Here is a 5,166-nt window from a genome sequence, read left to right on the forward strand (position 1 = left end):
GTGGTCTCGCCGCCGGTGACGTAGTGGTGCCCGTACGACACGCCGTGCCCGGCGGGCACCTGCTTCACCAGGGCGACGCTCGCCTTGAGCGTCATGACGGGCCGCAGGCCCAGTTCGGCGGAGGTGCCGAGGTCGGGGCTCGGCGAGACGCCGTACAGCGCGATGCCCGGCCGGACCAGGTCGAAGTGGGTCTCGGGGAGGGTGAGGGTGGCCGGCGAGTTGGCGATGTGCCGGACCTCGGGCTCCACGCCCGCCTTCTCGGCGTGGTCGAGCATCGAACGGAAGGTGTCGAGCTGCGCGGCGATGGACGGGTGCCCGGGCTCGTCGGCGCAGGCGAAGTGCGACCACAGGCCGGTGACCCGGACCAGGCCCTCCTCCTGCGCGCGCAGGGCCTCGCCGACGAGCTGGGGCCAGTCGGCGGGCTGGCAGCCGTTGCGGCCGAGACCGGTGTCGGCCTTCAGCTGCACCCTGGCGGTACGGCCGGTGCGGCGGGCGGCGGCGCGGACCTCCTCCAGCGCCCACAGGCCGCTGACGGACATGTCCAGGTCCGCCTCGATCCCCTCGTCCCACGGGTCGCCGGGCGTCCACAGCCAGCACATGACCGGCACGTCGGTGATGCCGGCGGCCCGCAGCGCGAGGGCCTCGTGCGGGGTCGCCGTCCCGAGCCAGTCCGCACCGGCCTCCAGGGCGGCGCGGGCGCAGCGGACGGCGCCGTGTCCGTACGCGTCGGCCTTGACCACGCCCATGATCCGGACGTGGGGGGCGACGCGGGCGCGCAGCGTGCGGACGTTCGCACGCAGCGCGCCGAGGTCGATCTCGGCGCGGGCTCGGCGGGGCGGCGGTGTCTCAGTCATCGCGCCCAGTCTCTCAGGTGCGGGCTCCCCGGCCGCGTACCCCGTCTGTCGCCCCGATCACGCTCCCGCGCGCGGACCCCGGCCGTCCGGCCCCGCACCCCCGGCGGACCTGCGGGGCACCGGCGGCCGTCCGGCACCGCCCACCGTTCCCCGGCGGCCCGAACGAGCTTGTCGATCAATGAAGTTGACGGCGGGATACGTGACCTCCACCGCCCTTCCGGAGCGGTCCCGCCCCGGGCCGCGCACCACCGGCTACCGTCGGGGTGGGCGCGACGCGGACCCCCCGGCGGTCGCACGCCCCTCTCCGAACCCGCCCCGCCGAAGGACCCCGCACCGTGACCGTCGCCCGTTCCGTCGCCCTGTTCGCCGTCGCCGCCCTCTTCGAGATCGGGGGGGCCTGGCTGGTGTGGCAGGGCGTCCGCGAGCACCGGGGCTGGGTCTGGATCGGCGCGGGCGTCGTGGCGCTGGGCCTGTACGGGGTGGTCGCCACCCTGCAGTCCGACGGCGACTTCGGCCGCATCCTGGCCGCGTACGGCGGGGTCTTCGTCGCCGGGTCGATCGCCTGGGGCATGGTGGCCGACGGCTACCGCCCGGACCGCTTCGACGTCATCGGCGCGCTGGTGTGCCTCGCCGGCATGGCCGTGATCATGTACGCGCCGCGCGGCCACTGACACGTCCGGGCGGGGGACGGACCGGCCGCCCGCGCCCCCCTGCTACGGCGCGGTCACGTCCCGCCACGCCGCCGGCAGGGCCGCCGCCACGTCCGTCGCCGTCAGCGGCGCCCCCGGGCCCGTCGCGTGACGGGCGGCCAGGCCGTGCAGGTAGGCGGCGCAGGAGGCCGCGTCCAGGGGATCGAGCCCCGCCGCCAGGAGGGAGCCGGCGAGGCCGGAGAGGACGTCGCCGCTGCCGGCGGTGGCGAGCCAGGAGGTACCGGTGGGGTTCACCCGTACGGGCTCGGCGCCCGGTCCGCACACCAGCGTCGTCGAGCCCTTGAGCAGGACCGTCGCGCCGAAGCTGCCCGCCAGTTCCCGCACCGCCGCCAGCCGGCCCGCCTCCACGGACGCGCGCGGGGCGCCGAGCAGGGCGGCGGCCTCGCCGGCGTGCGGGGTGAGGAGGGTCGGCGCCCGGCGGGCCCGTACGGCGGCGCGGTCCAGGCCGCGCAGCCCGTCGGCGTCCACGAGCACCGGCACGTCGGAGTCGAGCACCTCCGCGACGGCGGCGGCCGCGCCGGGCCCGTCACCGAGCCCGGGTCCGACGACCCAGGCCTGCACCCGTCCGGCCTTCTCCGGGGGCCCCGCGTGCACCAGGGTCTCCGGGTGCGCGGCGATCACCGCGTCGCCCGCCGGCCCCACGTACCGCACCGCCCCCGCCCCGCCCCGCAGCGCCCCGGAGACGGCGAGGACCGCCGCGCCGGGATAGCGGGCGGAGCCGGCGACGACGCCGACGACACCGCGCCGGTACTTGTCGCTCTCGGCACCCGGCCGGGGCAGCAGCCGGGCCACGTCCTGGTGCTGGAGCGCCTCCAGGTCGGGCACGGACGGCAGGTCGAGGCCGATGCCGACGAGCCGTACGGCCCCGGCGTACTCGCGGGCCGGGTCGACGAGCAGACCGGGCTTGTACGTACCGAAGGTGACCGTCGCGTCGGCCCGCAGCGCCTCCCCCGCGACCTCGCCCGTGTCGGCGTCGACGCCGCTGGGCAGGTCGACGGCGACGACGAAGGCGCCGGAGCCGCGCGCGGCCCGCGCGAGGGGGACGGCGTCGGGGCGGAGCCCGCCCCGCCCGCCGATGCCGGTGATGCCGTCGAGGACGAGGTCGGCGGCGGCGAGCACCGCGTACGGGTCGTCCTCGGGGCCCCCGACCACGCGCCCCCCGGCCGCCCGGAGCGCCGCGAGGCCGCCCTCGTGGGCCCGCGTGCCGAGCAGGACGGCGCTCACGCCCGCCCCGCGCCGGGCGAGCCGGGCCCCGGCGTACAGGGCGTCGCCGCCGTTGTCGCCGCTGCCGACGAGGAGCACGACCCGCGCCCCGTACACCCGCCCCTTGCCCAGCAGCGAGCAGCAGGCGGCGGCGAGTCCGGCGGCGGCCCGCTGCATGAGCGCCCCTTCGGGCAGCCGCGCCATGAGGTCGGCCTCTGCGGCCCGGACGGTCTCCACACGGTAAGCGGTTCGCATGGTCAGCAGTCTGCCCCAGGGCCTCCCGGCTCACCCGGATCGGCCCCGCGCGGCCGGGGCCGGGCGCAAGACCGTGCCGGGCCGGCCGCCGCCCCGGACCGCCGCCGACCGCACCGGCGGGAACCGGTCGGCCCCCTCACCCCTCCGCGATCACCACCGCCGACGCCACCCCCGCGTCATGGCTGAGCGACACGTGCCAGTGCTTCACGCCCAGCTCCGCCGCCCGCGCCGCGACCGTGCCCCGGACCCGCAGGCGCGGCTGCCCGGTGCCCTCGACGTACACCTCGGCATCCGTCCAGTGCAGCCCGCCGGGCGCCCCGAGCGCCTTCGCCACGGCCTCCTTCGCCGCGAACCGGACGGCCAGCGAGGCGATGCCCCGCCGGTCGCCGCTCGGCAGCAGCAGTTCCCGCTCGACGAAGAGGCGCTGGAGCAGCCCCGGTGTGCGCTCGACCGACGCGGCGAACCGGTCGATCTCGGCCACGTCGATCCCCACCCCGATGATCATGCGTTGTCGTTCCTCACTCCACCGTCACGGACTTGGCCAGGTTCCGCGGCTGGTCCACCTCGTTGCCGCGGGCGGTGGCCAGTTCGCAGGCGAAGACCTGGAGCGGCACCGTGGCGACGAGCGGCTGGAGCAGCGTGGGGGTGGCCGGGACGCGGATGAGGTGGTCGGCGTAGGGGGCGACGCTCTCGTCGCCCTCCTCGGCGATGACGATGGTCCGCGCGCCGCGCGCCCGGATCTCCTGGATGTTGGAGACGATCTTGTCGTGGAGGACGGACCGCCCGCGCGGCGAGGGCACCACGACGACGACCGGCAGGTCGTCCTCGATGAGCGCGATCGGCCCGTGCTTGAGCTCGCCCGCGGCGAATCCCTCGGCGTGCATGTACGCGAGTTCCTTGAGCTTCAGCGCGCCTTCCAGGGCCACCGGGTAGCCGACGTGCCGGCCCAGGAAGAGGACGGTGTCCTTGTGGGCGAGCGAACGGGCCAGGGCCCGGACGGGCTCCATGGTCTCCAGGACCCGTTCGACCTCGTCGCCGATGCGCGCGAGCTCCCGTACGACGGCCTGGATCTCGTCGCCCCACTTGGTGCCGCGCACCTGGCCCAGGTAGAGGGCGAGGAGGTAGCAGGCGACGAGCTGGGTGAGGAAGGCCTTGGTGGAGGCGACGGCGACCTCGGGCCCGGCGTGGGTGTAGAGGACGGCGTCCGACTCGCGCGGGATCGTGGACCCGTTGGTGTTGCAGATGGCGAGGACCCTGGCGCCCTGCTCGCGGGCGTGCCGCAGCGCCATGAGCGTGTCCATGGTCTCGCCGGACTGGGAGATGGCGATGACCAGGGTGCGCCGGTCGAGGATGGGGTCCCGGTAGCGGAACTCGCTGGCGAGCTCGACCTCGCAGGGGATGCGGGTCCAGTGCTCGATGGCGTACTTGGCGATGAGCCCGGCGTGGAAGGCCGTGCCGCAGGCGATGACGACCACCTTGTCGGCCTCCCGCAGGACGGCCGCCGGGATGCGCACCTCGTCCAGGGTGAGCCGGCCGGTCGTGTCGATCCGGCCGAGGAGGGTGTCGGCGACGGCCTTGGGCTGCTCGGCGATCTCCTTGAGCATGAAGGAGGCGTAGCCGCCCTTCTCGGCGGCGGAGGCGTCCCAGTCGACGTGGTAGGCGCGGACGTCGGCGGGGGTGCCGTCGAAGTCGGTGACGGTGACGCCCTCGCGGGTCAGCTCCACCACCTGGTCCTGGCCGAGTTCGATGGCGGAGCGGGTGTGGGCGATGAAGGCCGACACGTCGGAGGCGAGGAAGTTCTCGCCCTCGCCGACGCCGACGACCAGGGGCGAGTTGCGGCGGGCGCCGACGACCACGTCGGGCTGGTCGGCGTGGACGGCGACCAGCGTGAAGGCGCCGTCGAGCCGCCGGCACACCAGCCGCATGGACTCGGCCAGGTCCCCGACGGAGGAGAACTCCTCGGCGAGGAGGTGCGCGACGACCTCGGTGTCCGTCTCGGACAGCAGGTCGTGCCCGCGCTCGGCCAGCTCCTCGCGCAGGGCGGCGAAGTTCTCGATGATCCCGTTGTGCACGACGGCCACCCGGCCCGCGTTGTCGAGGTGCGGATGCGCGTTGGCGTCGGTCGGCCCGCCGTGCGTGGCCCA

5 protein-coding genes are annotated in these 5,166 nt (G+C 75.9%); 1 reads left to right on the forward strand and 4 read right to left on the reverse strand.

The genetic code is table 11. From position 1 onward, the window contains the following. On the reverse strand, window positions 1-854 hold an 854-nt coding region (alr, locus tag RIF68_RS26730), incomplete at its 3' end, for an alanine racemase (protein WP_309053858.1). Between the two features lie 335 nt (window positions 855-1,189). Between alr and RIF68_RS26735 the strand changes: the two genes are divergently transcribed. Beyond that, on the forward strand, window positions 1,190-1,525 hold the full coding sequence (locus RIF68_RS26735; RefSeq protein WP_309053859.1) for a YnfA family protein: 336 nt from the start codon (window positions 1,190-1,192) through the stop codon (window positions 1,523-1,525). 42 nt (window positions 1,526-1,567) lie between these two features. Here RIF68_RS26735 and RIF68_RS26740 read toward each other — a convergent pair whose 3' ends face one another. From RIF68_RS26740 to glmS, 3 genes are all read right to left on the reverse strand, one after another. Continuing rightward, a complete protein-coding gene (locus RIF68_RS26740; RefSeq protein ID WP_309053860.1) occupies window positions 1,568-3,022 on the reverse strand; it encodes an NAD(P)H-hydrate dehydratase in 1,455 nt (484 codons plus the stop codon). Between the two features lie 136 nt (window positions 3,023-3,158). Continuing rightward, on the reverse strand, window positions 3,159-3,527 hold the full coding sequence (locus RIF68_RS26745; protein WP_309053861.1) for a holo-ACP synthase: 369 nt from the start codon (window positions 3,525-3,527) through the stop codon (window positions 3,159-3,161). 13 nt (window positions 3,528-3,540) lie between these two features. Further along, window positions 3,541-5,166 (reverse strand): glutamine--fructose-6-phosphate transaminase (isomerizing) (gene glmS / locus RIF68_RS26750; RefSeq protein WP_309053862.1); only part of this gene is annotated, 1,626 nt, incomplete at its 5' end.

Source organism: Streptomyces sp. (assembly GCF_031178505.1).
Lineage (GTDB): Bacteria > Actinomycetota > Actinomycetes > Streptomycetales > Streptomycetaceae > Streptomyces > Streptomyces gulbargensis.

What these genes read in the sequence shown, in the direction of transcription:
- RIF68_RS26740 (WP_309053860.1), bottom strand. Translation starts at nt 3,022, where the DNA reads ATGCGAACCGCTTACCGTGTGGAGACCGTCCGGGCCGCAGAGGCCGAC.
- RIF68_RS26745 (WP_309053861.1), bottom strand. Translation starts at nt 3,527, where the DNA reads ATGATCATCGGGGTGGGGATCGACGTGGCCGAGATCGACCGGTTCGCC.